Annotated in this window: 20 protein-coding genes; 13 read left to right on the top strand and 7 right to left on the bottom strand. The window is 69.0% G+C overall.

The genetic code is table 11. The annotated features are described in order from the left end of the window. Nucleotides 1–9 precede the first annotated feature (9 nt). The 3 genes from ID810_RS09345 to tsaD all read left to right on the top strand — a co-directional run bounded on the left by ID810_RS09345 (nt 10) and on the right by tsaD (nt 5117). Complete coding sequence (locus tag ID810_RS09345; protein WP_166856000.1) at nt 10–2013, top strand: fumarate reductase/succinate dehydrogenase flavoprotein subunit; 2004 nt, start codon at nt 10–12, stop codon at nt 2011–2013. Next, nucleotides 2010–2780 carry a succinate dehydrogenase/fumarate reductase iron-sulfur subunit gene (locus ID810_RS09340; RefSeq protein WP_166855998.1) on the top strand — a complete coding sequence of 257 codons (771 nt, stop codon included), beginning with the start codon at nt 2010–2012 and terminating at the stop codon, nt 2778–2780. Before ID810_RS09345 ends, ID810_RS09340 begins: the two co-directional genes overlap by 4 nt. A gap of 1290 nt (nt 2781–4070) precedes the next feature. Continuing rightward, nucleotides 4071–5117 (top strand): tRNA (adenosine(37)-N6)-threonylcarbamoyltransferase complex transferase subunit TsaD, encoded by a 1047-nt coding sequence (gene tsaD / locus ID810_RS09335; protein ID WP_166855996.1) that lies wholly within the window; start codon nt 4071–4073, stop codon nt 5115–5117. Between the two features lie 44 nt (nt 5118–5161). Here the strand turns inward: tsaD and ID810_RS09330 are convergent, their stop codons facing one another. Continuing rightward, the gene (locus ID810_RS09330; RefSeq protein ID WP_166855994.1) at nt 5162–6436 is read right to left on the bottom strand and encodes a class I SAM-dependent methyltransferase; all 1275 of its coding nucleotides are present in this window, start codon (nt 6434–6436) and stop codon (nt 5162–5164) included. A gap of 147 nt (nt 6437–6583) precedes the next feature. Between ID810_RS09330 and ID810_RS09325 the strand changes: the two genes are divergently transcribed. From ID810_RS09325 to groES, 4 genes are all read left to right on the top strand, one after another. Next, the gene (locus ID810_RS09325) at nt 6584–7390 is read left to right on the top strand and encodes a SanA/YdcF family protein (protein WP_235931462.1); all 807 of its coding nucleotides are present in this window, start codon (nt 6584–6586) and stop codon (nt 7388–7390) included. Between the two features lie 532 nt (nt 7391–7922). Beyond that, nucleotides 7923–8072, top strand: a complete 150-nt coding sequence (locus ID810_RS09320) for a hypothetical protein (RefSeq protein ID WP_195858782.1) — start codon at nt 7923–7925, stop codon at nt 8070–8072. Continuing rightward, nucleotides 8069–8518 carry a hypothetical protein gene (locus tag ID810_RS09315; RefSeq protein WP_166855991.1) on the top strand — a complete coding sequence of 150 codons (450 nt, stop codon included), beginning with the start codon at nt 8069–8071 and terminating at the stop codon, nt 8516–8518. The genes ID810_RS09320 and ID810_RS09315 overlap by 4 nt, the downstream gene beginning before the upstream one ends. Nucleotides 8519–8756: 238 nt before the next feature. Further along, nucleotides 8757–9053: a co-chaperone GroES gene (gene groES, locus ID810_RS09310; RefSeq protein ID WP_166855989.1), complete on the top strand. Its 297-nt coding sequence runs from the start codon at nt 8757–8759 to the stop codon at nt 9051–9053. A gap of 108 nt (nt 9054–9161) precedes the next feature. On the opposite strand, the gene ID810_RS09305 is transcribed toward groES, so the two are convergent. Continuing rightward, nucleotides 9162–9449, bottom strand: coding sequence for a WhiB family transcriptional regulator (locus tag ID810_RS09305; protein ID WP_166855987.1), 288 nt, complete (start codon nt 9447–9449; stop codon nt 9162–9164). A 317-nt stretch (nt 9450–9766) separates the two neighbouring features. On the opposite strand from ID810_RS09305, the gene guaB reads away from it, so the two are divergent. The 6 genes from guaB (at nt 9767) to ID810_RS09275 (ending at nt 18576) form a co-directional block, all read left to right on the top strand. After that, on the top strand, nt 9767–11296 hold the full coding sequence (guaB, locus tag ID810_RS09300; protein WP_188232588.1) for an IMP dehydrogenase: 1530 nt from the start codon (nt 9767–9769) through the stop codon (nt 11294–11296). After that, entirely contained in the window at nt 11293–12624 is a 1332-nt protein-coding gene (locus tag ID810_RS09295) for a sensor histidine kinase (RefSeq protein WP_166855983.1), read from the top strand. Before guaB ends, ID810_RS09295 begins: the two co-directional genes overlap by 4 nt. Further along, nucleotides 12621–13271: a response regulator gene (locus tag ID810_RS09290; protein WP_166855981.1), complete on the top strand. Its 651-nt coding sequence runs from the start codon at nt 12621–12623 to the stop codon at nt 13269–13271. The genes ID810_RS09295 and ID810_RS09290 overlap by 4 nt, the downstream gene beginning before the upstream one ends. 75 nt (nt 13272–13346) lie before the next feature. Beyond that, nucleotides 13347–14228, top strand: coding sequence for an ABC transporter ATP-binding protein (locus ID810_RS09285; protein WP_166855979.1), 882 nt, complete (start codon nt 13347–13349; stop codon nt 14226–14228). Continuing rightward, nucleotides 14225–15325 (top strand): ABC transporter permease, encoded by a 1101-nt coding sequence (locus ID810_RS09280; RefSeq protein WP_166855977.1) that lies wholly within the window; start codon nt 14225–14227, stop codon nt 15323–15325. Before ID810_RS09285 ends, ID810_RS09280 begins: the two co-directional genes overlap by 4 nt. 1064 nt (nt 15326–16389) lie before the next feature. Next, complete coding sequence (locus ID810_RS09275) at nt 16390–18576, top strand: HNH endonuclease signature motif containing protein (RefSeq protein ID WP_166855975.1); 2187 nt, start codon at nt 16390–16392, stop codon at nt 18574–18576. 784 nt (nt 18577–19360) lie between these two features. Here ID810_RS09275 and ID810_RS09270 read toward each other — a convergent pair. The 5 genes from ID810_RS09270 to ID810_RS09250 all read right to left on the bottom strand — a co-directional run bounded on the left by ID810_RS09270 (nt 19361) and on the right by ID810_RS09250 (nt 26160). Then, nucleotides 19361–20680, bottom strand: coding sequence for a J domain-containing protein (locus tag ID810_RS09270; RefSeq protein ID WP_166855974.1), 1320 nt, complete (start codon nt 20678–20680; stop codon nt 19361–19363). A gap of 10 nt (nt 20681–20690) precedes the next feature. Continuing rightward, nucleotides 20691–21263 (bottom strand): hypothetical protein, encoded by a 573-nt coding sequence (locus ID810_RS09265; protein WP_166855972.1) that lies wholly within the window; start codon nt 21261–21263, stop codon nt 20691–20693. Between the two features lie 80 nt (nt 21264–21343). After that, the gene (locus ID810_RS09260; protein WP_166855971.1) at nt 21344–22537 is read right to left on the bottom strand and encodes a hypothetical protein; all 1194 of its coding nucleotides are present in this window, start codon (nt 22535–22537) and stop codon (nt 21344–21346) included. Further along, nucleotides 22534–23418, bottom strand: a complete 885-nt coding sequence (locus ID810_RS09255) for a hypothetical protein (protein WP_166855969.1) — start codon at nt 23416–23418, stop codon at nt 22534–22536. The genes ID810_RS09260 and ID810_RS09255 overlap by 4 nt, the downstream gene beginning before the upstream one ends. A gap of 30 nt (nt 23419–23448) precedes the next feature. Then, nucleotides 23449–26160, bottom strand: a complete 2712-nt coding sequence (locus tag ID810_RS09250) for a GAP1-N2 domain-containing protein (RefSeq protein WP_166855967.1) — start codon at nt 26158–26160, stop codon at nt 23449–23451. Nucleotides 26161–26164 lie beyond the last annotated feature (4 nt).

Genomic DNA, 26164 nt, shown 5'->3' with positions numbered 1-26164 from the left:
ACTACACCCATGACTGCTGAGCTCATCGAGGGCCTCTACCGCCAGGGCGACGCGATCGCCGACACCAAGGCCCCCCACGACGTCCCGATCGCGCAGCGCTGGGAGCAGCGCAAGTTCGAGGCCAAGCTCGTCAATCCCGCCAACCGCCGCAAGCTCGACGTCATCGTCGTCGGCTCCGGCCTGGCCGGCGGCGCCGCTGCCGCCTCCCTGGGCGAGCAGGGCTACAACGTCAAGGTCTTCTTCTACCAGGACTCCGCCCGCCGGGCGCACTCCATCGCCGCCCAGGGCGGTATCAACGCCGCGAAGAACTACCGCAACGACGGCGACTCCACCTACCGGCTCTTCTACGACACGGTCAAGGGCGGCGACTACCGCGCCCGTGAGGACAACGTCTACCGCCTGGCCGAGGTCAGCGCGAACATCATCGACCAGTGCGTCGCCCAGGGCGTGCCCTTCGCCCGCGAGTACGGCGGCCTGCTCGACAACCGCTCCTTCGGTGGCGTGCAGGTCTCGCGCACCTTCTACGCCCGCGGCCAGACCGGCCAGCAGCTGCTCATCGGCGCCTACCAGGCCCTCGAGCGCCAGGTGCACGCCGGGACGGTCAAGGAGTTCCGCCGCCACGAGATGGTCGAGCTCATCCTTGTGGGTGGCAAGGCCAAGGGCATCATCGCCCGCGACATGGTCACCGGCGAGATCGAGACCCACCTGGCCGACGCCGTCGTCCTGTGCACCGGTGGTTACGGCAATGTCTTCTTCCTGTCGACCAATGCCATGGGCTGCAACGCCACCGCCGTCTGGCGCGCGCACCGCAAGGGTGCGTACTTCGCCAACCCCTGCTATACGCAGATCCACCCGACCTGCATCCCCCAGTCCGGCGACTTCCAGTCCAAGCTCACCCTCATGAGTGAGTCCCTGCGCAACGATGGGCGCATCTGGGTGCCCAAGAAGGCCGAGGACTGCGACAAGGACCCGCGCACGATCGCCGAGGAGGACCGCGACTACTACCTCGAGCGCATCTACCCGGCCTTCGGAAACCTCGTCCCCCGTGACATCGCGTCCCGCCAGGCGAAGAACATGTGCGACGAGGGGCGCGGCGTCGGCCCGGCGATTCGCGAGCGCGACGCCGCCGGCAACGAGCGCATGATGCGCCGCGGCGTCTACCTCGACTTCTCCGAGGCCATCGGCCGTTTGGGCAAGGCTGCGGTCTCCGCCCGCTACGGCAACCTCTTCGAGATGTACCAGCGCATCACCGGTGACGACCCCTACGAGGTCCCGATGCGTATCTACCCCGCCGTGCACTACACGATGGGCGGCCTGTGGGTCGACTACGACCTTGAGTCCAACATTCCGGGCCTGTTCGTGGGCGGCGAGGCGAACTTCTCCGACCACGGCGCCAACCGCCTGGGCGCCTCCGCCCTCATGCAGGGCCTGGCCGACGGCTACTTCGTCCTGCCGAACACGCTCAACGACTACCTCGCCGACATGCTGCGCGAGGGCAAGGTGGACCCCAACGCCCCTGAGATTGCCGAGGCTGAGGCCGCGGTCAAGGAGCGTATCGAGCGGCTCATGGCGCTCAAGGGCACCCGTTCCGTGGACGACTTCCACATGGCGCTTGGCCGCATCATGTGGGAGTACTGCGGCATGGAGCGCCGCGACGAGGGCCTGCGCGAGGCGATCACGCAGATTCGCGAGCTCAAGGCCGAGTTCTGGCGCGACGCCCGGGTCACGGGCGAGGCGATGGAGCTCAACCAGTCCCTGGAGAAGGCGGGCCGCCTGCTCGACTTCTTCGAGCTCGCCGAGCTCATGTGCATCGACGCCCTGCACCGTCGTGAGTCCTGCGGCGGTCACTTCCGGGCCGAGTCCCAGACCCCCGAGGGTGAGGCTCTGCGTCACGACGACGAGTTCCTCTACGTCGCGGCCTGGGAGTTCGGCGGGGACGACCAGCCCCCGGTCCTCCACAAGGAGGCCCTCCTCTACAACGACATCGAGCTCAAGCAGCGGAGTTACAAGTGAACATCAAGCTCAAGATCTGGCGCCAGAAGAACCAGAACACCGCGGGCCGCTTCGAGGAGTACTCGATGTCGGGCATCGAGGAGCACATGTCGTTCCTCGAGGTCCTGGATCTGCTCAACGAGCAGCTCTTCCAGGCCGGTGAGGAACCCGTCGCCTTCGACTCGGACTGCCGTGAGGGCATCTGCGGCCAGTGCGGCGTCGTCATCAACGGTCAGGCCCACGGCCCGATCCGCTCGACGACCTGCCAGCTGCACATGCGACACCTCGCCGAGGACCCCTCCTTCAAGGACGGCGACACCATCACCATCGAGCCCTGGCGCTCGACCGGCTTCCCGGTCCTCAAGGACCTCATCGTGGACCGCTCCGCCCTGGACCGCATCGTCCAGGCCGGTGGCTACATCTCGGTCAACACCGGTGCCGCCCCGGACGCGCACGCCGTCCCGGTCAAGAAGGAGAAGGCTGACGCCGCCTTCGAGGCTGCGGCCTGCATCGGCTGCGGTGCCTGCGTCGCGGCCTGCCCCAACGCCTCCGCGATGCTCTTCACCGGCGCGAAGATCTCCCACCTGGGCCTGCTCCCGCAGGGCCAGCCGGAGCGTCTGCCCCGTGTCGTGAGCATGCTCAACCAGCACGACGCCGAGGGCTTCGGTGGCTGCACCAACATTGGTGAGTGCGCCGCCGTCTGCCCCAAGTCCGTCCCGCTGGAGGTCATCACACGACTCAACCGCGACCTCGGCCACGCCCTGTGGGCCGACGCCCGCGCCCACTGAGCCCTCGCCTCAGCTGACCCGCACGCCCCCGCGCCCCTCCATAGGCGCCGGGGGCGTGCGCGTGCCCGCGAGACCGATCCGCGGACGCAAGAGCGCGTGCGGGCCGGTAGGTGGGGGTCTGAGCGGGGTCGTGTGGCCCGAACAGGGCGTGGGATATGCCCCTCAGCGACCCCGGCGAACTCCTCTGTTTGCTCTCGAACATACGGTGTTGTGCCGTACTTTCGAGAGCAGACCGAGGAGTTGGAGGGTGGAGGCGCGCCGTGCGCCCGCCGAGGGGCCACGAGCACGCGCCAGGATGGGCGCGTCTGGTCGCGGCGCCCGGAGGACCCGACGACGACCGGCGTCGATCTCGTTGCCCAGGTCTTGATCTCGTCCCTCGCACGTCGATCTCGTTCCGCACACGTTGACCTCGTTCCGTGAACGAACGAGATGGAAGGCCGACGAACGAGATGGACGGGCTTGGCGTGCGCTGTCCAGGCCCTGGGTCTGGTGACGATGACGTCGGGCCATGTCCCGTGGGTGTCGTCGGGAGCTGACGCCCGTGTGTGCAGTGTGGTCACGGGCGGCGTGCGCGAGCGGCGGCCCGAGCCCGTCCGCACCTGCGCGACGACGGGAGCAGGGCCCGAGGGGACCGCGCCCTGGCGCCAGGAGTGTCCACGACGCGGACATGACCGGCCTGGGCGCTCGACCCGCCGGGAGGAAACGGCGTGATTCCGCGACTCTCCCCGGAGGCGTCGACGGCATCCGCGGCTCATGTCCGCCGTGTGGACACCAGCGGCGCGCGAGCGGCGGCCCGAGCCCATTCGCGCCTGCCGGCCGACGAGCTGGTAGGAGCACGAGGGTCTCCAGGCCGACGACTGCCACGGGCCCGGTGGGCGGGCACCTGGACGAACCACCCCTGACACCAACCAGAAGTATCACCCCCACAAACACCCGAGGCGTCACCGATGCCCTGAGACATCACAACGGCACAACACCGTACTTTCGAGAGCAGACCGAGGAGTTGGAGGGTGGAGGCGCGCCGTGCGCCCGCCGAGGGGTCTCGAGCGCGCGCCAGGATGGGCGTGTCTGGTCGCGGCGCCCGGAGGACTCGACGAGTACCGGCGTCGATCTCGTTGCCCAGGTCTTGCTCTCGTCCCTCGCACGTCGATCTCGTTCCGCACACGTTGATCTCGTTGCGTGAACGAACGAGATGGAGGGCCGAGGGACGAGATGGAGGGCCGAGGGACGAGATGGACGGGCTCGGACGTGCCGGCGTCCCGCCTCCGGGCAGCCGCTAGGCTGAAGCGCGTGAGCGAACCGCTGATCCTGGGAATCGAGTCCACCTGCGACGAGACGGGCGTGGCCCTCGTGCGCGGGCGCGAGCTGCTGGGCGACGTCGTCGCCACCTCCATGGACGAGTACGCCCGCTTCGGCGGCATCATCCCCGAGATCGCCTCCCGCGCCCACCTGCAGTCCTTCCTACCCACCCTCGACGCCGCCCTCGAGCGGGCCGACGTCGACCTGTCCGAGGTGGACGCCGTCGCCGTGTGCGCCGGCCCCGGCCTCATCGGCTCCCTCACCGTCGGCATCAGCGCCGCCAAGGCCCTGGCAGCGGCCACCGGCACACCCCTGTACGGCGTCAACCACGTCATCGGGCACCTCGCCGTCGACGAGCTCGTCGACGGGCCCCTGCCCGAGCGCTTCGTCGGCCTCATCGTCTCCGGCGGGCACTCCAGCATTCTCGCCGTGCGCGACATCGCCACCGACGTCGTCGAGCTCGGCGGGACCCTCGACGACGCCGCGGGCGAGGCCTTCGACAAGGTCGGGCGCCTCCTCGGCCTGCCCTACCCGGGCGGCCCGCACGTCGACCGTCTCTCCCAGGAGGGCGATCGCACGGCGATCCGCTTCCCGCGCGGGCTGGCCGCCGGCAAGGACAAGGAGCGCCACCGCTACGACTTCTCCTTCTCCGGGCTCAAGACGGCGGTCGCCCGCTACGTCGAGTCCCTGGAGGACCAGGGGCTTGAGGTGCCGCAGGCGGACGTGTGCGCCGGCTTCTCCGAGGCGGTCAATGACTCGCTGACCGCCAAGGCCGTCCAGGCCTGCCTCGACGAGGGCGTCGACGCCCTCGTCATCGGGGGCGGCTTCTCCGCCAACTCCCGTCTGCGCTCCCTGGCGGCGCAGCGCTGCGAGGCGGCCGGTCTCACGCTGCGCGTGCCGCCGCTGCGCTACTGCACGGACAACGGGGCCCAGATCGCGGCGCTCGGGGCCGCCGCGGTGCGTGCCGGCGTCGAGCCGAGCCCGCTCGACTTCGCCCCGGACTCCGCCATGCCCCTGGACACCGTCGTCGCCCGCTGACGCGGGTCGGCCGGGCACGGCATCGGCCCGGCCGGCCTGCGGGCTCAGCGCTCAGCGGGTACGGGCTCGACGACGAGCACGGCTCCCCGGTCGTGCTCGTCGCGCACACCCACCCGGGTCGCCACCCAGGTCTCCGCCCCGTCGCCCTTGAGGCGCAGGGAGGCGCGCAGGGCGTCGGGGGACACGGGCAGACCCCGCTTGTGGATCTCCAGGCGGCCGATGCCGCGCTCGCGCACCCGCGCCCGCAGGGCCTTGAGATTGAGCGGCAGCACCTCGCGCACGCGCCAGCAGCGCAGGAAGGGGGCGAGCGACGCCTCCGGTAGCGTGTCGCCGGTCAGGTAGGCGATGCGCGTGCCCACGGGGCGCGAGGCCGTGCGGCGCGCCAGCTCGGCGACCAGCCCGGCACGGATCGCGGCGCCATCGGGCTCCAGGAGGAGCTCACCGATCTGCGCGGTGGAGGACACGGGCTCGAGCTGCTCCGGGGCTGCGGAGGGGTCCGTGCAGGCCGGGTCGGTCAGACGCCGGGCCCGTGGCTCGCCGTCGGCGCCCGTGGACAGAACCAGGGCCGAGCGGCCCGGCCCCTCCGGGGCCAGAGGCCCGCACCAGATGCCGGCCTCGACGACCTCCCCGTCCACGCTCACCCACTGGACGTGGGCATCCGAGGGCAGGAGCGCGTGGTCGATGCCGGGTGCCACCTTGACTCCCACGGCGTCGACGCGCCCCAGCAGCGCGAGGACCTCGCTCAGCCGCGGCGACCACTGCTCGGGGTCCGTCAGCCGTCGCCCGCCTGCCCGCCGGGCCGGGTCGGCGAAGACGGCGTCGACGCCCTCGGCCTCCAGGTCCACCGACAGGGCGTCGGCGCACAGGACCCGAGCGTCCTCGAAGGGCATGAGGTTGACGGTCGCCAGGGCCGCCGTCGGCTCGTCCCTCTCGACGGCCAGGACGTCCAGGCCCAGGCCCGCCAGGGCGAGGGCGTCGCCACCGATCCCGCAGCCGAGGTCGGCGACCCGGTGCACGCCCGCGGCGGCGTAACGGGCGGCGTGGTGGGCGGAGACCGCCAGGCGGGTCGCCTGCTCCAGGCCGTCGGGCGTGAAGAGCATCTGCTGGGCGAAGTCGCCGAACTTCGCGGCCGCGCGCGAGCGCAGGCGCTGCTGGGTGAGGGCGGCGGCGACGAGAGCCGGGTCGTGGCCGGCGGCGCGTAGGGACTCGCTCAGGCTCAGGGCCTGCGACTCGTCGTAGGGGGGCAGGCTGCCCAGCAGGTCCCAGCCCTGCGGGGTCAGGAGCGGGGCGAGGGCGGCGGCCGGGGACGTGTCGTTCACCCGGTGATCCTCCCACGGCCGAGGTGCGGTGGGGGCCTGGCGCCGCCCGGCTCATGGAGGGCGTCCGGCTCAAGGACGGCGCCCGGCGATAGGGTGACGGTCAACCGGCCGAGCAGGATGGGCCGGGTGAGATGAGGAGGGCCGGTCGTGGCTGCGGACAGCGCAGGGGACGGCGTGGGGGACGTGGGTGCCGAGAACCACGCGGGCACCGGGGGCGCCGCGTCGCGCGAGGCCGGTGCGACGACCGGCGGCGTCGGCGTGGACGGGTGGCGGCTCGCCCGACCGTGGCGGCTGCGCCCGAGCCTCCGGGCGGTGCTGGCCGTGGCCCTCCTCGTCGTCCTCGTGCCTAACGCGTGGGTCTGGGCGGCCAGTGCCGGGCACGTGGGCGTGCACGGCGACGACGACCCGAGCGCACCCGTCGCCATCGTCCTGGGCGCCCGGGTGTACGAGTCGGGCAGGCCCTCGCCGTGGCTCGCCTACCGCCTCGACGTTGCCGCCGACCTCTACCTGTCGGGACGCGTGGGCGCCCTCCTCGTCTCCGGCGACGGGCGCCAGGCGGCGCACGATGAGCCCGCCGTCATGCGCGACTACCTCGTGGCCGCCGGGGTCCCGGAGCAGGCCATCGTCCTCGACCCGGCCGGTTACGACACCCACGACACCTGCGTACGCGCCCGCGAGGTCTTCGGGGTGAGCCACGCCCTTGTCGTCACGCAGGACTTCCACGAGCCCCGGGCGGTGGCCCTGTGCCGCCACGCCGGGATCGACGCCCAGGCGGTGGCGGACACGCGCGCACGGGCGAACCGGGGTACCTGGCTGTCCTCGTGGGTGCGCGAGCGGGCGGCGGCGCTCAAGGCCGGCTGGGACGTGCTCAGCGGGCGTGATCCGGTGCTGGGCGCGGCGAGCACGGAGGTGGATGAGGCGGTCGCCTGGACGCGTGGGCACCGCGACGAGTAGGCGCAGGGGCGGGCTGCACGCTCACTCTTTTCGGCGTACGTCGGAATCCACGGAATTCCGCGGTTTTCTAGTTCGGCGTTCTCGAGTGATTCGGCTCCCATGTGCATGGGTAAGGCCCTTGCACATGGGAGCCTCAGAGGCCGTTGTAGCAGGAAGGGCGCAATCCGCGGAATACCAAGGAAAAGTCCAATTCCGCCAAGTCACACCTGTCACATGAGCGTGCAGCCCCGACCCGCCACCCCGCGGCAAGCACTCATGGCGAGCTCGAGGCCGATCTCGCCGCCAAGCCCACCCGCTCAGCCCCGCTCCGCGCGCCCTGCCTGTCGCGCCGCGGCGGCGTCACTCATCGGGACAGGCCAGCCCGCACTCGCCGACGGACAACGTGCACACCGATGGACAACCTCAATCCCCCAGGACCGCCGAGATGACTCACACAGGTTGTCGTACGAGGATGACGTTGTCCTTGGGGGTTTACGTCGTCCTTTATCCCGTCGTCTGAGGACACCGCTCAGCGACATCCGCATGGTTGAATGTGAACGTGGTCACGTCGCGTCAACCTGTTGAGCCGCGCCCCTTCACGCCGAAGGCCGTGGCGCTGCTCGTGCTGTTCGGGGTGGGTATCCCCGCCCTGTTCGTGCTCATCGTCTCCGTGTCGAGCCTGATCGTCTGGGGAGCGTCGTGAGCGCCCGGCTCTCCTGGCGCGCCCTGCTGGCAGCGGTCCTGGCCGTTGCCGCCTACACCGCCGCGCTGCGCTGGGTGGACGGATTCGGGAATCTGGTCGGCGACTCCAAGGGCCTGTCCGCTCTCTTGGAGGCCGCCCCGCTGGCCGCGTTCCTGTGCTGCCTGGTGCAGGCCTTCCGCTACGGCTGGGGCGTGCTGCGCCCGATCGTGGCGGCCCTGGCCCTGCCGGCGACGGTGGCCGCCATTTTCGACTTCCTGCTCGACCAGCCTGACGCCGTTGTCGTCTACGCCGTCTTCTCCCTTGTCCCCGCCTTCGTGGGGGAGGGGGCCGGCCAGCTGGTGCGCCACCTCACCCGCCCCAAGCCGGGCGAGACGGGCACGGAGCCGGACGCGGCGCTCGCCCGGACGCGCGAGCACCGCGGCGACGGGCAAGCGCAGGGGCAGTGAACGCCGTCGGCGAACCCGGCGCCACGACCTGGCACTCACGTTGACTGAGTGCTAACGCCGCGCGTAGATTCGACGACAGACGCGGCAGCGAGACCCGGTGCCGCGGACCGCGCTCCCGGCGCTGACGGACCGGCCCCCGCGACGGCGGCCCGCCTCACTGAGGGCGTGCACACCACCACATACACGACGCGCGCCGTGCGCGCGAAGGACGCTGAAGAAGCGAGAAGGGGAGGACGCCATGGCGATCTCCATCAAGCCGCTCGAGGACCGCATCGTCGTCCAGACGGTCGAGGCCGAGCAGACCACTGCCTCCGGTCTGGTCATCCCGGACACCGCCAAGGAGAAGCCGCAGGAGGGCAAGGTCGTGGCCGTGGGCCCGGGCCGCGTCGACGACTCCGGCAAGCGCATCCCGGTCGATGTCGCCGAGGGTGACCTCGTCATCTACTCCAAGTACGGCGGCACCGAGGTCAAGTACGCCGGCGAGGACTACCTCATCCTCTCCGCTCGCGACGTCCTCGCCGTCGTCACCAAGTGACGCGGGCGCCCCTCGCTGGTTGAGGGGCACAGCACGGGGCCGGTTGGGACTATTCCAACCGGCCCCGTGCCGTGTGTTGCGGTTGCTGCCTGCGGTGCTCTCGGGCGCTCAGGCGCTGTAGGGACGGCGGCTGAGCACTGAGCGGCGCTCCTCCTCCGTCATCCCGCCCCACACCCCGTAGGGCTCGTGCGCCGCCAGCGCGTGCTCGCGGCAGCGGATGAGAACCGGGCAGGTCGCGCACACGGCCTTGGCGCCGTCGGCGCGGCGTCGGCGAGAGCTGCCCCGCTCGCCCTCGGGGTGGAAGAAGACGGAGGAGTCCATGCCCCTGCACGCGCCTTCGTAACGCCACTCCCACCCGGAGCTCACAGGCGTGAGACGGAGTTGATGCGTCTGCATGCCGTACCTCCTCCAGGGTCTCGTGGTAAGACGTGGGAGGTCAGACAACCGGCCCGCGTCGTGGGCTGGGTCGCATTATGCTCCGATGGCGGCGGATGTCCAAGGATAAACAATGAAAATCCGGAGATTCTTTTGGTTTAATCCTCCGTTGGGACTCTGGTCACATGATGGTAGCGAGCGGCATATGCCTCTTGTGTGCCTATGTGGGGGCGGTGGCCCCGCCTCGCCGCCCCGACGGCGCCCGCCCGCCGCCCAACCCGCGCGTGAGCATGATGACGCGCCCCCCGAGGTGCGTGCGCCGACGCCGCCGACCTACCATGCGGAGAGTGAGCGACTCAATCACCAACTCCGACCTCTTCGCACCCACCGGCCTGACCTACGACGACGTCCTCCTCCTGCCGAGGCTCACCGACGTCATCCCCTCCGAGGTCGACACGACCTCACACCTGACCAAGAACATCACCCTGTCCACACCGCTGCTCTCCGCAGCCATGGACACCGTCACCGAATCCGACATGGCGATCGCCATGGCCCGCCAGGGCGGCATCGGCATCCTCCACCGCAACCTGTCCATCGAGGACCAGGCCCAGCAGGTGCGCAGGGTCAAGCGCTCGGAGTCGGGGATGCTCTCCGACCCCGTGACCATCGCCCCGGACGCCACCATCGCCCAGCTCGACGAGCTGTGCGGCCACTACAAGGTCTCCGGTCTGCCCGTCGTCGACGACGGCGGCAACCTCCTGGGCATCATCACCAACCGTGACCTGCGCTTCGTGCCCGCCGAGCGCTGGGCCGAGCTGCGCGTGCGCGACTGCATGACCCCGCGCGAGCGGCTCATCACCGGCCCGACCGGCATCTCCCGCGACGACGCCAAGGCCCTGCTCGCCGAGCACCGCATCGAGAAGCTGCCCCTCATCGACGGCGAGGGCCGCCTCACCGGCCTCATCACGGTCAAGGACTTCGTCAAGACCGAGCAGTACCCCAACGCCACCAAGGACGCCGAGGGCCGCCTCGTCGTCGGCGCCGCCGTCGGCTACTGGGGAGACACGTGGGAGCGCGCCAGCGCCCTGGCCGAGGCCGGTGTTGACGTCCTTGTCGTCGACACTGCCAACGGCGGCGCCCGCCTCGCCCTCGACATGATCTCCCGGATCAAGAACGACTCCGGCTTCGTCGGCATCGAGGTCATCGGCGGCAACATCGCCACCCGCGAGGGCGCCCAAGCGCTCATCGACGCCGGTGTCGACGCCGTCAAGGTCGGGGTCGGCCCGGGCTCGATCTGTACCACCCGCGTCGTCGCCGGCGTCGGCGTCCCCCAGGTCACCGCCGTCTACGAGGCCGCCCGCGCCTGCACCCCCGCCGGGGTGCCCCTCATCGCCGACGGCGGCCTGCAGTACTCCGGCGACATCGCCAAGGCCATGGTCGCCGGGGCGGACGCGGTGATGCTCGGCTCGCTGCTCGCCGGCTGCACCGAGTCCCCCGGGGACCTCGTCTTCGTCAACGGCAAGCAGTGGAAGCGCTACCGCGGCATGGGGTCACTGGGCGCCATGAGCTCGCGCGGACGCCGCTCCTACTCCAAGGACCGCTACTTCCAGGCGGACGTGTCCAGCGACTCCAAGATCGTGCCCGAGGGCATCGAGGGGCAGGTCCCCTTCTCCGGCTCGCTGGCCGACGTCGTCTACCAGCTCGTCGGCGGCCTGCACCAGTCGATGTTCTACGTCGGCGCCCGCACCATCGGCGAGCTCAAGACCAACGGCCAGTTCGTGCGCATCACGGCGGCGGGCCTCAAGGAGTCCCACCCTCACGACGTGCAGATGACGGTCGAGGCCCCGAACTACTCGGGCCGCGGATGACCACGCCGCCGGTGGGCGACGCCGGGGCCCCGAGCGACGCCGACGCCTTGGACGGGCCGGAGTGCCCTGCTGCCCCCGCCCGTCCACTGCCCGCCAACCACCTGCGCACCGACGCGATCGCCGCCGCCGGGCTGGCGCTGCTCGGCGCCCTGATGTCCTGGCTGTCCCTCACGGGCGGGGCCAGTTTCTTCAAGCAGGAGATGCACCTGCAGGTGCTGGGCAGCGTGCTGCTGGCGGTGCCGCTCATCTGGCGTCGGCGGTGGCCGCTGAGCGTCGGGCTGATCCACGCACTGGTCTACGGGGTGCTCAGCTACCTCACAGGATTCGAACCCAACACCTCTCAGGTGCTGCTGTTCATGTCCTTTTTCTCGATCGGCGCCTGGTCCGCGCAGCGTGAGTGGGCCACGCGCGTGCGCGTGATCATCTGCGTGGGCATGGGGGTGTGGCTGGCCGCCGTCGGCGTCTGGCTGTACTTCGAGGCCGTGGGCTCGACGGAGGCCTTCGCCGTCCGCTCGCTCCTGGCGGTCTTGGCGTATCGGCTATTCATCAACGTCGCCTTCTTCACCGGGGCCTGGTACTTCGGTAACCGGGAGTGGGCGCGGGCCGTGGCGCTCGCCGAGCTCGAGCACGCCTACGCGGACATCCGCGAGCTGCGCGCCGAGCTCGTGGACGCCGCCGTCGGGCAGGAGCGGCTGCGCATCGCCCGCGAGCTGCACGACGTCGTCGCCCACCACGTCACCACCATGTCCGTCCAGGCCGCAGCGGCCAGACGTCTGCTGGAGCGCAGCCCCCAGGCGCATGAGCCCCACCAGGCGGTCGACTCTCTCAAGCAGATCGAGTCCGCCGCCCGCCAGGCCGTGGCCGAGCTGCGCACCCTGGTGCTCACCCTGCGCAGCGACGGCCAGGAGGGGACACCGCCCACCGTCGACGACATCCCGGACCTGGTGGAGCAGTCCCGCCTGGCCGGTACCCGCACCACCTTCGAGCAGATCGGCGGCGAGGTGCAGGTCAGTCCCGTCATCGGGCTGGTCCTCTACCGGGTGGCGCAGGAGGGCCTGACCAACGCGGCCAAGCACGCGGGTCCCAGGGCCAGTGTGGCGGTGCGCCTGCGGGTGCGTCCCGACCTCGTGGAGCTGGAGGTCTCCGACGACGGCTACGGTGGTCCCAGCCCCGTACCCGGCACCGGCACGGGCCTGGTCGGCATGCGCGAGCGGGTCGTCGCCGTCGGCGGCACCCTGGAGGCGGGCGCCAAGCCCCGCGGCGGATTCCGCGTGCGCGCCCGGATCCCGGTGGGAGAATCCCAGACCCCGATGGGAGCGGCCGCATGACCCGGGTGCTGCTCGTGGACGACCAGATGCTCATCCGGGCCGGCTTCCGCACCATTCTGGAGAGCGAGCCGGGCCTGGAGGTCGTGGGGGAGGCGGCCAACGGGGCCGAGGCCCTGGAGCAGGCGATGCGGCTGGAGCCTGACGTCATCTGCATGGACGTGCAGATGCCGGTCATGGACGGCATTGCCGCCACCCGTGAGCTCGTCGCACGCAGCTGCCGGGCCGCCGTGCTCATCCTCACCACCTTCGACAGTGACGACTTCCTCTTCGAGACCCTGGACGCCGGGGCCAGCGGCTTCCTGCTCAAGACGGCTGAGGCGGAGAAGCTCATCGAGGCCGTGCAGGTGCTGGGGCGCGGTGACGCCCTGCTCATGCCCGAGGTCACCCGCCGGGTCCTCACCCGCTACGCCGGCACCCAGGGGGCGGGTGCGGGCCGGGGTGCGCCGACGCCGTCGGAACTGACGCAACGGGAGGTTGAGACTCTGCGGTGCCTGGCACGAGGCCTGACCAACGCGGAGATCGCGGCCGAGCTGTACGTGAGCACCGAGACCGTCAAGACGCACGTGTCCAACATCCTGGCCAAGCTCGGCCTGCGCGACCGGGTGGCCGCCGTCATCTGGGCCTTCACGCACGGCATTGCGGCCTGATCCCCCGCACGGGGGAGGGGAGTTTTCACCTTGCTGCGGGAGGTGGCGGGGCAGGGCCCCACCTAGCCTGATGCCATGATCAGCGTACGTAACGTTCACCGGTATTACGGTGACAAGCACGTCCTCAAGGACGTGTCCTTCGATGTCCACCCCGGGATGATGACCGGCTTCGTCGGCGGCAATGGCGCAGGCAAGACCACCGCCATGCGCATCATCCTGGGTGTGCTGGCGGCTCAGAGCGGGCAGGTGCTCGTCGACGGGGCGCCCATCACCGCGGATCAGCGCGCCGCCATCGGCTACATGCCCGAGGAGCGGGGCCTGTACCCCAAGATGAAGGTCATCGACCAGCTCGTCTACCTCGCGCGCCTGCACGGGCTGGAGGCCGCGGATGCCCGCAGCCACGCCCTGGACCTGCTCGAGCGCCTCCAGCTCAAGGGTGATCCGACCGACACCCTGGAGTCCCTGTCCCTGGGCAACCAGCAGCGCGTGCAGATCGCGGCGGCCCTCGTCCACCGGCCCGCAGCCCTCATCCTCGACGAGCCCTTCTCCGGGCTCGACCCCGAGTCCGTGGACGCCACCGTCCAGGTGCTGCGCGAGTACGCCGCCGCCGGTGCCCCCGTGCTCTTCTCCTCCCACCAGCTCGACGTCGTCGAGCGCCTGTGCGACCGGCTCATCATCATCCGCGAGGGCGAGATCCGGGCCATGGGCACCCGTGCCGAGCTGCTGGAGGCCGCCACCACGAATGAGTGGGAGATGGAGACCGGCTCGGACACCGGGTGGGTGCGCGCCGCCGGCGTCGAGGTGCTCGAGTACGACGGCGGTTACGCCCGCTTCCGGGCCGCCGACGTCGCCGCCGCCAACCGGGTCCTGGCAGACGCGCTCGGGCGCGGCTCCGTCACGGTCTTCCGCCGCGTGACCCGTTCTCTGCACGAGATCTACAAGGAGATGACCAAGTGAGCACCCGACCCAGTTTCCGCACCACCGTTGCCGTCATCGCACGCCGCGAGATCACGGCCAGGTTCCTGTCCAAAGCCTTCATCATCTCCACCGTCATCACCGTGCTGCTCATGCTCCTGGGGGTGGTGCTGGGCCCGCGGATCGGCGACCTCATCGTCGGCGGGTCGACCACTGTCGCGGCGGCACCCAGTGAGGCTGCCGTGCTGCAGCACCTGCCGGATGTGGAGGTCCTGGCGGTGGACGACGCCGAGGCCGCCCGCCAGGCCGTCCTGGATGAGAGCGCCGAGGCCGCCGTCGTGCCCGAGGCGGACACCCCCGTGGGCCTGAGGATCCTCGCGCTCAGCGAGCCGCCGAGCGCGCTGGTTCGGGGGCTGTCAGTCTCCCCGGCGGTGGAGCTGCTCGATCCCGACGCCCCGAACCCGGCGATCCGCTACCTGCTGCCGCTGGGCTTCGCCCTGGTGTGGATGAGCGCCTCCCTGGGCTTCGGCATGACCATCGCGCAGTCGGTGGTGGAGGAGAAGGAGACGCGCATCGTCGAGATCCTGCTGGCCTCCATCAGCTCCACGGCCCTGCTCACCGGCAAGATCCTGGGCAACTCTTTGGCGGCGCTGGTGCAGATCCTCCTCATTGCGGGGGCCGTGCTGCTGGGCTTGGCCATCAATGACGAGGTCCTGCCCGCGGGTGACCTGGTGGGGCCGGTGCTGTGGTTCATCCCGCTGTTCATCATCGGCTTCGTCATGATCGCCTCCATGTTCGCCGCGGGCGCGGCCCTGGTCTCGCGCAACGAGGACCTGCAGAGCGTCTTGCAGCCGATGATCTGGCTGATCATGCTGCCCTACTTCGGGGTTGTCGGCGGCGGCTCGAATGCGACCTTCATGACGGTGCTCAGCTACATCCCCTTCAGCTCGCCCATCGCGCTACCCGTGCGGATGTACCTGGACGACTCCGTCGCCTGGTGGGAGCCGGTTGTGTCCGTGGCGCTACTGATCGCCACGACGATTGCCATCATCATCCTGGGCGCACGCGTCTACGACCGCGGCCTGCTCCACACCGGCAAAGCAATGGCCTGGAAGGAGGCCCTGGCCAAGGCGTCCTGAGCCAGGGGAGTCCCGAGCGACGGGTCGGTCAAGCCTCCGGGCGTGGCCGACCCGTCAGTTTCTGCCCGAGGGTCTGCCCGGCCAGAGGCCGGAGGGGTGGCGTCGTGGGGTGTTGGTGCCGTCTGCCGTGTCGTCGTCGGGTGTTGGTGCCGTCTGCCGTGTCGTCGTCGGGGTGGGCGGGGGTGCTAGCGCGGAGTACGGCCGGCATGTGTGGGGCGGGCGGGCTGACGGCGGGGCTGCGGTCTGGCTGGGTGTCGACGGCGGCCCCGCTGCCGTCCTCTTGCGGGAGTGGGGTGCTGGTTGTCGGGTTGTTGTTGGTGTCGTCGATATCGGGGGCTTGGTGGTCGGACCGGCTGGCCTCGGCGGCCTGGTTTGCCTGGAATTGCTGTGTTTGTGGGGTTTCGTGGGTGGCGTCCACGTTGTATACTGTACATATGTTCGATGAGTGGTTAGGTGGGGGTGAGGCCCCGGCGGGTGCGGAGCCCGTGCCGCCTGCCGCGCATGGTGCGCCTGCCGGGCCTGGTGCGTCTGGTGGGTTGGATGAGGCGGTGGCTGCTGTTGATCGTCGTGACGCGCTTGTCGAGCGGCTGGCTTGCATGAGCCCGGGTGGGGACCTGGCCCTCATGCTGGAGAGGGTGGTCTCCCAGCTGCTGGTGGCGGCCAGCCCGCACGAGGACTGCCCGAACAGGCACTGCCCGCACGGGGCGGGCTCGCACGAGGGTTGCCCGAGCGGGGGTTGCCGGGGCGGGGGCTGCCCGGCTGGCGATGTCTCGGATGGGGCGGGTGTGGGGGTGTTGTTGTCTGGTGTGTGCCACCCTGGGGAGCGGTGCCTGGTTGAGGCGGCCTCTTGCCTGCGGCTGGACGGCTGTGGCGAGGGTGCGGGCCTGGTGGCGGGTTTGGATGCTGTGGTGGTCAGCGAGCTGCTTGCGGCCGCTTACAGGCTTAAGGCGTGGGCCAGCTGGGCTGAGGCTGTGCTCGCAGGGTTGTTGGTGCGAAGTGCTGGCATGTCTGCCCGGGCTGAGGGGTGGAGTGCTGCGGCGCCGCGTGCGGGTCGTGATGAGCGGGTGTTTAACGCCTGTGGTGAGATCGCCTGCCAGCTCGGTGTGTCGCGTGCCCGGGCCATGCAGGTCATTGAGCGTGGCGAGGCGCTGCTCGACAGCAGGCTGGCTGGGGTTGAGTGCTTGAGCCGTGCGGGTCTGGTTGATGAGGCCAAGACGTCCCTGATTGCTCGTCGTCTGCGCTGTGAGGATGCCGGTGTCGCTCGGGCGGTGCAGGAGCGGGTGCTGCCTGGTGCGGTGCACCGCACGCACTGTCAGCTGGCCAAGGACATTGACCGTGCCTTGGCGGCCCTGGATCCTGAGGGTTCGGGGGCACGCAGGCAGCGCAACCAGGCCGGCCGGCACGTGTCGCGTCCCCGCCCCGCCGGGCAGGGGGTCAGCCGGATGATGCTCCTGCTGCCCACACCCGACGCCTTCCTGCTTGACGCCACCCTCGACGCCATCGGTGCCTCGGCCCGCAGCGCCGGTGATGAGCGCAGCCTTGGCCAGCTGCGCGCGGACGCGCTGACCACGATGGTCCTTGCCACCCTGCGCACCAGCCAGGCAGCCGCGGCCGCCACCGCAGCCCGCGCAACAGCCAGGCCCATCACCAAACCCGCCACCCAGCCCGACACCCGGCGTGACACCCAGTCGGTGGAGCGGTGGGGTGCTGGGTCCGCTGCCAAGTCCGCGGTGCTCTCCGCTGCCCGGTCAACGGACGAGCCTGCCGCCCAGCCCGCCGCCAACTCCACGACCCAGCCCGCGCACCTCACGGGCGCCGCGAGTACCACAGGCGCTGTGGACGGCGTGGGCTCGGCTGACCCGTGGGGCGCGTTTGGCTCGTGGGCCTCGGTGGACGCGGTGGGCTCAGCAGGTGCTGCGGGTGGTGCTGAGGTGGGCGCTGTTGTTGGTGCGGGTGTGGCCGAGGCGTGGTCGGGTGGCTGTCGTGAGGCTGGGTTCTTGCCTGATGGTGTGCCGCTTGAGGGTCTGCTGGCCACGCTCAGCGGCCTGATGAGCTCAACAGGGCCGTGGTGGAGCCCGTCGGGCAACGACCCGGTCTTCCCACCACCAGGCCTGAGCGTCAACGTCGACGTCACCGTCTCCCTTGACCAGCTTGTCAGCCTGCTCGACGACCCCGACCCCACCGGCCCTGGCAGCAGTGCGCCCACCAGCCGGGGCGGCAGCGCGCCCACTGGCGCTGGCGGCAGTGTGTTCACTGGTGCTGGCGGCAGTGTGTTCTCAGGTCCGGACCCGGGCGCCCCGGCGGCCGGTGCTTCGGCTGCCAGTAATTCGGTGGTCAGTGGCTTGGTGGCCGGTGCTTCGGCGTCCGTCGGCTTGGGCGCCATGGGCTCGGCAGCCGGTGGTTCGGCGGCGTCCTTGGCCATGGGTAGGTGCTGTGCACCGGTGCCGGCTGTGGTGGCGCGTGCGCTGGCTGCTGGGGGCAGCTGGCGGCGGCTGGTGACCGACCCTCTTAGCGGCACGGTCGTTGATGTGGGGCGTTCTCGTTACCGGCCTCCAGCCGGCCTGGCGGACCTGGTGCGTGCTCGGGACGCCTCGTGCACCTACCCGGGTTGCCAGGTGCCTGCGGTGCGCTGCGACATCGACCATGTGCGCCCCTGGGCTGAGGGTGGGACCACCTCGTGGCAGAACCTGGCCTGCTTGTGCCAGGCCCACCACCGTCTCAAGCACACCCCCGGCTGGTTGCTGACCCGCACCCCTGAGGGCTCGTTGACCTGGCGCACCCCCACCGGGGCTCGCTATGAGCGCCGTGCCGACGGCAGCGTGCGACGCCTGGCCCAGCGTGTGGGGCCCAGGGGCATGACCCGCCCCGGCGGGCGCGTGCCCGCCTGGCTCGAGCGCGCCGTGACCGCCCCCGTCATCGCCCGCCTGGACAAAGGGCTAAAGGACGCAGCCGAACACACCCGGACCCAGACCCAAGCCCAGGGCTGGGCCCAGACCCAGACGCCGACCGGCGCCCAGGCCTGGACCGAGAGCCAAGGCGAGCCCCAGCCCCAGCACGGGCCCCAGACGCAGAGCTCACCCCAGTACCAGTCCGAGGGCGGGCCCCAGACGCAGGTGCAGGTGCAGCCGGTTCTGGAGTCCCGCGGCCCGCGCCCCGGCGAGTGGGCCGGAGCCTTCGAGACCGTGCCCTACGACCGGGCCCTGCACATCCTGGGACTGGCACCCCTGCTCGACGAAGTCATCCCCTACTGACCCCCAACAGACCCCCAGAACCCCCAGCTATCCGCTGCCCTCTCCCATCCCGCCCGGTGCAATGAACAGACAAGAACGCCCCAACCACACCGCCGGGGAGCACCAGGGCCGGTGGTCAATGCGCGAAGAGGTCCTACCTTTCTGCCTCCTACTGGCCCCCACCTCCCGGGCCCACCGACAGAGCTGGCATCTTCACCAACCGTGACGCTATGAACCGCGACCGGAAAACGCCATCAGAGGTCCACGTCAGATCGGAAGGCCTTGCCCCCTACCCGGTCAAATGGGAAGAGCCAAGAAAGACCGTTCACCTCATACCTGCTCCGTAGAGGACGTGGGCAGCGTCGTAGCGCTCCACGGCGACCCAAACTGTGCAGCACGTCGCCTGCGTTGAGCAGGCAGCCGGCTCGCTCGCGCTGGGTGCCGTCGAGAGTGGTGTAGAGGGTGTGTGCGGCGTCGTAGTACTCGAGCGCAGGGGCGTACTGTTCCATGGCTGCCAGTACATCGCCTTCGTTGAGCAGGCTGTCGGCCCGCAGGCGCTGAGCGCCTGGTTCGCGGGTAGTCCGGATGCCGGCGCCCATCGCTGTCGGCCCGCAGGCGCTGAGCGCCTGGGCCGATGACATGTCGTTGGGGACACGGAAGACGTCATCAGCCGTCGTCTGCTCCTGTCGGTGATGGCCGGTTGGTGAGAGCTGGAGCCGGCCTGCTGGGAGGGTGAGGGACACCCACCGCCACGATACCGGCCTGGCGGCTCCTCAGCGAGAAAGGCCTCCACTTGTGAGAAGAACTAGTCTTTCGACCCGAGTACGTGTGCAACGCGCGCCTTGTGCTTCTCGAAATCCGATTGAACGCTGCGATCAACACCCCATATGACGAACGCGGCGATCGGGAACCCAAGTATGAGTAACAAACTCAACCATGCCACCACACTGAAGAAGGCGTAGGGTGTCGCCCAGGCTAAAAACCCGGTCGCCAGCAACGTGGAAAAGAGTGCACCGTAGGAGTCCAGAAATCTCCATTCTCGAATCCAACGAATAATGAAATTCTCGTTCTCTTGCTCCGGCAGGCGGGTTCGGGCGACAGCCTCCTCGACGAGGGCCTCGCCTAGATTCGGCGGACAGTTTGCCGATAGAGCGGCCCTTCTTACCTGTGCCGGGTTCAGATTCTTTGCGGCGCGTTCGTATAATTCAGACACGTCCACAGAACCGGGGAGGTGAGGTGAGGTGGCCATGAGGAAGTAACGAGCCGCGTCGTACGAACTCGATCGAAGAAATTCCTCGCCGACTTTCAGGTAAGCCACCTTAGTGAACGCGCCACCTTCCGCCTCTGGGAAGTCGGCTTGGTACTCGGCAAGGAGCTTGGAGTCCCATCTCTGCATAGTGTCGGAGTACGCCCGAAGGAGTTCAGCGCGAGCCTCGTTCTGCTCCTCGCCCGAGAGAAACTCGATGGCCTCACGAAAATAGGCCAGCTTCTGGTCGAACTCCCAACTTTCAGTGAGCATGCGGCCCTGAAGCCAGGCGAGTCGCCCACGCCAAGCGCCACCTTCATTGAGCAGTCGCGCCTGCCCAACATACGTCCCTGTCCCGTAGAGGTCGCCCCGCCCGTCGCCGTAGGCCACCCAGGCCGACACCACGTAGGCGCCGGGCTCACTGGGGTCCACACTCCGGGCTTTGGCCGCTGCCTGACCTGCCGCATCGGTCTCTCCACGAGCGAAATACTGCCAGGCCTCATCAATCCAGTACGAGACAGTCTGCTGCGGGTCTGCCGCTGGCGGCTCGCCCGCCGCCGCGTGGCCCTCAGGCTGCATGGGCTTGGAGACCGGGGACTCTGAGGATGGGGAGTCCGCGGCCGGGGACTCCGAAGACAGTGGCGTTGGGGACAATAAGGCATCATACTCAGTACGCTCCTCGTCAGATGAGAAGACGTCTAGGGCTGTAAGCACCAGCTCGAAGCGGCGTTCCAGCTCTGGGTCCTCGTGTGCCTCGAGGCGATCCTGGTACTCCAGCATCTGCTTTTCAAGCGTCGAAAGAATTTCTCCTCGAGAGGAATCGCGGTCAAGTCGCAGCTCCGCATAATAGTCGACAACACCGTCTGGATTCTTACTCATGTTCTCCACCTTACTGGGAGTGATGTAGGTCGGCTGCGACATCAAGATATCTGCGTGCTGTTTCAGGATCACGCTCGGCCAACTTTGTCCCAAGAGACTCAAGTGCGCTCCCCATTCCGTAAGCAGTCCAATCGCCTGCCAGTCTCCGCTGCTCCACAGATAGCTCAAGCAAGCTAATCGCACCGCCGGGATCGTTGAGTTTCTCGGACGCCGTGGCTGCGGAGTGAAAGCTGCGCGCAGCCTCATAGCTGAACCCCGGTTGGGAGGCGTACAACTGTGCAGCATCGAGATGGCTGGCAAGGCTCTCGCTGTAAGCACCCTCCTCGGCCTGGATGTCTCCGATCTGCGCGAGATAAGTAGCCCGTGTCACCTCAGTGCTGCCCTCAGACTCACAGATACTGAGGGCAGCCTGCAGCGTTTCGATCGCGCCCGCGAGGTCCCCGGCTCGACGCTCCTGGCTCGCATAGCCGGCGAGTTCTTCGGCAACAACGGAAACCTCCTGACGTCGCGCATCTTTCTCATGTTCCTCCTGCGCCGTCCGCTGGCACAGATGCGCGCGGAACAGAAGCGCGGCCTGCTCCACCCGTTGTCTCAGAAGGACACGATTGGCAGAGACAACGTGTGTCTCTGGCTTAGTGCGGCTCCTCACCCCTATCGTCTCCATTAAAGCCGAATGTCTTTGCGACTCAGCCCCCACAGGATCGGGTCGAGGGCACGGAAGGGCGAGATACCGCGCTCGGTCAGCTGGTTCGCGTGCTGGGGTGTCTCTCCGATCGCGGAGACGGCGAAGCGGCGTGTAGCCGCCACCTGCCCCGACTCCGCCGCCTGCGTGGCCTGGACGGCCACAGAGTCCTGTCCGAGAATCTGGTAGATCGACGACAGTTCGGCGTCGAGGAGCTGGAGGTCGCGTTCCAGGTCCTTAGCCGCGTCAGCCGGGCTGAGATGCTGTCGCGCCATCGTGTCGTCCTGGTTGAGCCGAGCACCGGGGTTGGCGAATGCCTGGGCCAGTGGGCTACGCACCTTGGTCACCTGGTGCAGCGTGTCGAACTTCGAGATTGTGAGAGCCAGCGGGGTGTGTCCGCCCCCGACCTGCCCGAGTACCTTGGCCAGCACCTGGTCGGCGGGCAAACCAAGCCGGCTCTCGTCGGGGTCCGGGATGACGCCCGACAGCAACTGTTTGATGCTGTCGAGCTGCATCGGGTCGAACAGGAATATGAGCAAGTCCGCCTGACTGAGATAGGCGAAATGCTTCGGGTTACCGGCGATACGCTCAACGTCCTCGCCCGCGACGTCGCGGATCACCACGAAGACCGTGCCGATATGCTGCCCCGAGAGCTGCCAGATGAGCGGGTCCTTCTGGTAGGAGCCGCCGGAGCTCACTTCCGGGGTGCCGTCGACGACCATGTTCTGCTGGTACAGAGGGTGGTAATAGTACTTGTTGTAGTTGTCGATCGTGCCCTGGGTGTAGGGGCGCAAGGTGCATTCACGCTTCTGTGCATAGCGCATGAGCTGTTGAAGTGCGACGGCGATGTAGACCGACTTGCCAGCGCCTCGCGCACCGGTCACTGCAATCGTGAACACGGTGGCCTGACGCCAGCCGGCGGGCAAGTCGTAGCAGCACGTCGGGCAGACCTCCTGCGTCGCTGGACGACGACAGCCACGGCACGGTACCGACTGGGGCAGAGGCTCGTCGCTCGAGGAACGCATCCGCGTGAATGTGGGCCTGGTCATGACAGACGTGCCGGCATATTCCGACGCGGACTGGTTGGGCTGCGGCTCGCAGGTCGGCGTCGCGCACCGGTAGGAGATCGTGTCGTCTGGCAGTGCGTTGAAGCAGGACGGGCAGACCGAGGTCATGACAGTGCTCCGATCATGGTGGCAGGGCGGGAGACCCACTCAAGGAGCGGGTCGAGAGTCCGAAGGGTCTGGTCGGTGAAGGCCTTGTCCTCACGCTTGAGCTCGGCCCACAGCTCCTCGGAGGGGCAGAAGGCCAGCGCTGACGGCAGGGCACGGAGGAGCTCAGGGGCACCGAGGACGAGCGACTCGCCGTCGGAATCGAGCAGCGGCAGGTCCGTCACCGTCACGGTCCTTCCCGAGCCGCTCGGTCCGACGACGTAGCCGACACCGCGCTCGGTGTGACCGTCGACGTGCCCGGAGCGCACCTCTGGGCGTTCCGTACCGACCGTGTCGTAAAGGTCCTCCACCCATGTGAGGAGTGCCCGGACCTCGTCGTCGTGGAAGCGCATCGACGAGGAGGTGTCGACGACGATCCGGGTGATCGTCGGCACGACGGGACGGTTGTCCTCCTCACGGCGCTTGGCGCACCAGCCGCCGAGGCCGAGTGTCGCGATGCCTCCCTCGCCGGGGCGCAGGACGAGGCTTCCATCCCCTCGTTCGATGGTGGCGATGCCAGCCTCGATCTGGCCGGCCACGGGAATCCCGCGCAGAAGTACAGAGGTGGTGCCGGCCGCGACTGCAAGGTCGACAACGTGGTCCGCGGGAAAGGGCTGACCACCGCGCGAGACAGCACGCACGACAACCCGTCCGGACTGCGGGACGAGCTGCGGCGGCAGTACGAGGCTCTCGCGGTTTGCTCCGAGGTAGCGCGGAGCGACAGTCCCGCCCTGGACGGTGAGGTCGCAGTCCGCCCCTCTGCTCACGATGGTCAAGGTCACCTGGCCCACCTGGGGCATCGGGATGCTCTCCCACGTGCCGTGGTCCCGAATGCTGTTTGTCATACTTTTCGCCTCCATGTCGTCATATCTTCGTCAACGGCCGCCACCGAAGCGGCTGAAAAGGCCCGAGCCTGGGCGGAGGATCTGCTTGTCCAGCCATTTGGGAAGGTCGGAACCCGGCAGACACCTGTCGACCAGGTAACTGGTCCAGTTCTCACGCTGAGCGTCATCCCACCCGGCCGTCCACGTCCGCAGGACCTGCGTGACAACAGCGGCGCGATCACGGGCCCACGGCGGTGAAGAGTCCTCAGCCGCCTTCAAGATGCCTGCCTCATCGGGGTAGGCCTTAGCGCCTGCGGTCCCCAGGTAGAGGCCGATGGCACAGGCGTCGAGAAGCGGGCCCGTCACGTGGTCTGAGGGTGTTCTGAGGAAGACAGAATCAGACACGCGGGTGCTGAGCCACTCGGCACGTGAGGCAGCGAGTTCCCCTGTGCGCGGGCTCAGACCGCTGAGGTCAACAGGCTGGTGTGTGCCCCACAGCCCGAGGATCATCACGAGTACGGCAAGGTCGACAAGAATTTCCTGCTCCTCGGTGGCGCCCCAGGCGTCGAGGGAATACTCAGCGTCGCGGGAATACCTAGCGTCGAGCACATCGAGTGACATCAGCATGTTGTACGCGTACGTCACCGACTCAGTGAGGCCGACGCCGGTCAGGAACGGGCAGCTGCGGCCCAACGCGAGGACGGCCGCCGCCGTCGGAGGACTCACTCTCTGGTACCTGCGCGCGAGCATCTCGCTGTCGCTGTGGTTCTTCAGAGCGAGCAGCCCCGCCGCCAGCGGCACAGCTCCTTCGCCCAGGGGGTGCCGCACAAGCGCCTCGGTCCAGATCTCCTGCCTGTCCGCGCACGTACGTGTCAGCGCCGCCACCTCGACAGGCGTCGCTGCGCGGGAGAACAGCGAGCGGATCTTGGGCCTCAGCGTGAACGGCACTGGGAAACGTGCGAGGCAGCCAGCGGCACGGGAGGGCGTCGGCACCTCACCACTGAGTGTGGCGAGCGCGGCCTCCGTCTCCAGCAGCTCGGGCAATGCGTGCGGCGTGTCCAGCCAGGAGGCGACGCGGGGATCGAGCAGCGGAAGTGTCACATGACTGCGGCCCACAATTTCCCGTAGAGAGTCGTTGACGAGCGTGCGCACGGTCGCCATGACTTGAGGACATGGGCGGCCCGCCAGGATGGCATCGCGCGCCTCTGGGCCCGTCGCACTCACGAGGACATGCACGGCCGGCACGACCAGTCGGGTGAGTTCCTCCTCGTTGAGCCGCAACCCGTCACGAGTCAGCCTGTCAGCGAGTCGCAGTGTGGAGACGGGATCGTCGGGGACGAGCCGCTCAGCCTCACGGACGGCATCGCGGACAACCGTTGACTGTGCGGGGTCCAGGCTCCACGTCGCCAGGCATCTGACAACCGACGGGCTGGTCTGCCGGACGTCGTCCTGGAGCCAGGCGAGGTCACGCACGGCAGATTCCACGAAAGCGCGCACCAGCCCCGTGACGACGCCGGCGACCGGGGCGTCTTCTGGGACTGCCATCACCTTGGCGTACCACGCCGCGGCATCCGCGTCGGTGGAGCTGAGGAGCCAGTCACCGATGAGTTCGGTCAGGTAGTCGCTCTTCGCCACGGCCGCGGGCATGCAGCGGATGAGCTCGCGGTCAATGGCCCGATCGAGGTTGGCATCACCCGTTGACGTCAGCAGCCCAGGCTCCATGATCTCGGCGACGCACAACGGCCAGGCAGCTGTCAGCCCATGGTGGTCCTCGAGCATGCTCAGTGCGGTGTGCAGGGCGTCCTGGGCCGCGACCCAGGTGGCGATGTCGGACACGGCCGCAGCGACGGCCAGCCCCCACGTCGTCACCGGGGTGACGGGCCCCGTCTGCCTGGAGTCGATGACGACGACGTCCTCACGACGCGGGTCATACCCGCGCAGCACCTCGTGCGGCACGAAGGCGAGGTCCGTGCTCGAGCTGACGACGGCGTCGAGATCCGTCGGTGTCGCGATGACCTCTGCGGTCGAGTATCCGAGGAACCGCGACGTGATGGGGGCGCAGCAGTGCTGCACGGCACTGAGCCACAGAGCCGCCTCATCCGTTGAGCCCACGCCCATGAGGACAGTGGGGGACGTGCTCCCCGCGGCGAGAGACGATCGGTCGCCGTCGGCCAAGGCTCGCGCGTCAAGGACCGGAGCCAGGACGTCAGCGAGCGCCACCAGGATCTCCGCGCGCCCGTCCTCCGTGAGGAACTCGGCGACGGCGTCTCCACCGGCGGCAGTGCCGGGCACAAGGGCACGTAGGTCCGGCAGAGCCGCTTCACGGACAGCCGTCGGTCCGAAGGGCGTGACCCAGCCCGGCGATCGCCACAGCTCAGCAGTCCGCAGGGCGGGTGCCGCCTCAGTGTCCGGGAGGATGACCGCGTGGGTCATCGAGTTCGTCCGCCCCGTCGTGTCGACGCCCGCGGGCGCCGTGTGGAGCAGGAGGACACCGTGATCAAGCGGCACCTGACGCAGTCGGCGCTCGGCCTGCGTGATCTGCTCCGGCGTCGGGAAGCCCGGGAGGACACTGAAGCCTGAGAGGTCGGAGTTGACGAGGCTGCGGATCCAGTCCGCCATCGACTCCGTCATGGTGTCGCTTGTGGCCATGATCTGCCAGCCACTGCGCTGCTGCCCGCCGACGACACGGTCGACGTTCGTGTAGAGCAACTGGGCCGACGACGTCACTCCGGACGGGTGCAGCCCCTCTCCTTCGGCCCTCATGGTC

It is taken from the genome of Actinomyces respiraculi (assembly GCF_014595995.2).
Taxonomy (GTDB): Bacteria; Actinomycetota; Actinomycetes; order Actinomycetales; family Actinomycetaceae; genus Actinomyces; species Actinomyces respiraculi.
Note: the sequence above shows the minus strand (reverse complement) of the source record. Positions and strands in the feature narration are given on the sequence as shown.